Origin of the sequence: Planotetraspora phitsanulokensis (assembly GCF_016863295.1) — a bacterium.
GTDB classification, from domain to species: Bacteria; Actinomycetota; Actinomycetes; order Streptosporangiales; family Streptosporangiaceae; genus Planotetraspora; species Planotetraspora phitsanulokensis.
This window is the reverse complement of the sequence record NZ_BOOP01000072.1, coordinates 1-2,252: the sequence shown is the minus strand read 5'-3', so window position 1 is coordinate 2,252 and position 2,252 is coordinate 1. Positions and strand designations below refer to the sequence as shown.

Sequence of the window (2,252 nt, the reverse complement as noted above, 5' to 3'; positions counted from 1 at the left end):
CCAATGGCTACCTGCCCGAGGCGCCTGCAGTTCGGTCGGCCTGAGGTCGCCCGTTTTCGGACGCAACACCACGCTGCCGACGGCCTCCACCAGCGCCATCGAGCGACTCGCACCAGAAGACGTCATCGGGCTGGGCCGATACCTGGAGTGAACACACGGCGTCGCGTCGCTCGACCACGGACGCCCTCGTACCCAAGACTCGCATCGACCTGCGTGGTAAGAAGCCGAGATCCAGGTGCCACGAACACTGGTGAACTTCATGCGGGCGAGGGACTAGATACAGGGAGGTGCCGGATGAGGGCGATTGTGGTGACGGACCGGGCTGCGGGGACGGCGGGGATGAAGCTGGTGGAGCGGCCCGATCCGGATGTGCCGAGGCTCGCCAGTCTTGAGGGTGCGAATTACGGCGATGTCGTTGTGGAGGTTCATGCGTCGGGATTTACCGGGAATGAGCTGGAGTGGCCCTCGACCTGGATCGATCGCCTTGGCCGTGACCGGACGCCTTCGATCCCCGGACACGAGTTGGCCGGAGTGGTCACCGCCCTCAGCTATGGAGCGGCGGGGCTGTCGGTGGGGGAGCGGGTGTTCGGCCTCACGGACTGGACTCGCGATGGCACGCTCGCGGAGTATGTCGTCGTTGAGGCACGCAACCTTGCGCTGCTTCCGGGCGACGTTGACTTCGCGGTGGGCGCGGGTGTCGCGATGACGGGGCTGACCGCGTGGCAGGGCCTGTTCGAGCACGGCCGCCTCCGGGCCGGGCAGAGTGTCCTCGTGCACGGTGCGGCCGGCGCAGTCGGTTCGATGGCGACGCAGCTCGCACGTGAGGCAGGCGCCTACGTCATCGGTACCGGACGCGCTGCTCACCGTCAGACGGCGTTCGACTTCGGGGCGCAGGAGTTCGTCGACCTCGAGAACGGCGCCCTGGAAGGCGTCGGCGGAGTAGATCTGGTTTTCGATGTCTTCGGCGGCGACATCGGAAGGCGGTCCGCGGGTCTGGTTCGGGCCGGAGGAACGCTGGTGACCGTCGCCGGGCCGCCCGAGGCGTGGCCTGCCGACGGCCTGGCGATCGACTTCGTTGTCGTGTCCGATCGTGCCCAATTGGGGGAGATCGTCCAGCGGGTGCGTGATGGACGACTGCGGACGAACATCGGCCAGGTCGCGGCCCTCGACGATGCCGTCGCCGCGTTCAACCCGACCGAGCGGATCCGGGGAAAGACGGTCATCCGCGTTCGTCCGTGAGGTCGCCGCGGTGGACCTCCCAGGAAGCTGCGGAGGAACTCCAGTCGCGCGACCATGTTGTGAGGCCGCGGTTGGGCTCTTCCGGGGGATCTCCTGATGGCTGCGTGGTCTCAGCCGCGGGCCTTCGCGCGCGCCGACTCGGCGGACGCACGATCGGAGTAGCCGGGGTGTGCAGCGTCGATCAGATCGGCATAGGTGGTCGTTCGCGAGAGGTAGTCGACCACAAAGGGGCAGATTGCGGTGATCGTGCCCTCGCGGGCGCGGATCTCGTCGAGCACTCGCCGCACCATTGCACCGGCGACACCTTGGTGTTGATGACTGGGCTCGACCTCGGTGTGCTGGAGGGCGTACCGGTTGGGCTTCAGATGGGTGTAGTAGAGCCAGCCGATCAGTTCGCCGTGCCGGTAGAGCTCGAAGCGGCCTTGGCTGGTGTTGTCGATCAGGTCTTCGGCAGCCGGTGCCTGTTCGTCACTGCTCATCGGCCCACTCCTTCAACGTGTATCTGCGGCGTACGTTCGGGCAGTCCCCGTTTCAGACGTTAAAGTCCAAGTATGGCAGGCAGATGCCTGTGGAGCACCGCTGCAGTGCCGTAAGTTGGACTGGATAGTCCGTGCGCGCCCTTGCGGGTGCTGGCTAGACCCACCGACTGGAGACGAACGAGGCGAGAAGAGAGCATGAAGCCATCACCGGCCGCCGTCGAGGTGCGCAAGGACGAGACCACCCGCCATTACGAGGCACTGATCGATGGTCAGGTCGTCGGACTACTCCTATGACCCAGACGGGCTAGACGACTGGTGAGCTCGCCGGCCGCGACCCTCCCTGTGCCCTCGTCTGACCACGGGGAAGCGAGGTCGCGAGGGCTCGCGCGTGGCGGGTGGTGAGGTCCAGCGACAAGTTCCGTACCCCAGCTCGTGTCTCGACGGGGATCCAACTCACACTCGACGCTGTTGCAGATCTTGCTGGGCGCAGGCTCCGTGATGCTCAACGTTTAGACAGGCTCTCGATGTGCGCAA

General features: G+C 66.0%; 2 protein-coding genes. One reads left to right on the top strand and one right to left on the bottom strand.

Annotation, left to right across the window (positions count from 1 at the left end):
* The first annotated feature begins 339 nt into the window (after window positions 1–339).
* A complete protein-coding gene (locus Pph01_RS42400) occupies window positions 340–1,239 on the top strand; it encodes an NADP-dependent oxidoreductase (RefSeq protein WP_239117422.1) in 900 nt (299 codons plus the stop codon).
* 110 nt (window positions 1,240–1,349) lie between these two features.
* On the opposite strand, the gene Pph01_RS42395 is transcribed toward Pph01_RS42400, so the two are convergent.
* Entirely contained in the window at window positions 1,350–1,718 is a 369-nt protein-coding gene (locus tag Pph01_RS42395) for a GNAT family N-acetyltransferase (protein ID WP_204078931.1), read from the bottom strand.
* Window positions 1,719–2,252 lie beyond the last annotated feature (534 nt).

What these genes read in the sequence shown, in the direction of transcription:
- Pph01_RS42400 (WP_239117422.1), top strand. Translation starts at nt 340, where the DNA reads ATGAAGCTGGTGGAGCGGCCCGATCCGGATGTGCCGAGGCTCGCCAGT.
- Pph01_RS42395 (WP_204078931.1), bottom strand. Translation starts at nt 1,718, where the DNA reads ATGAGCAGTGACGAACAGGCACCGGCTGCCGAAGACCTGATCGACAAC.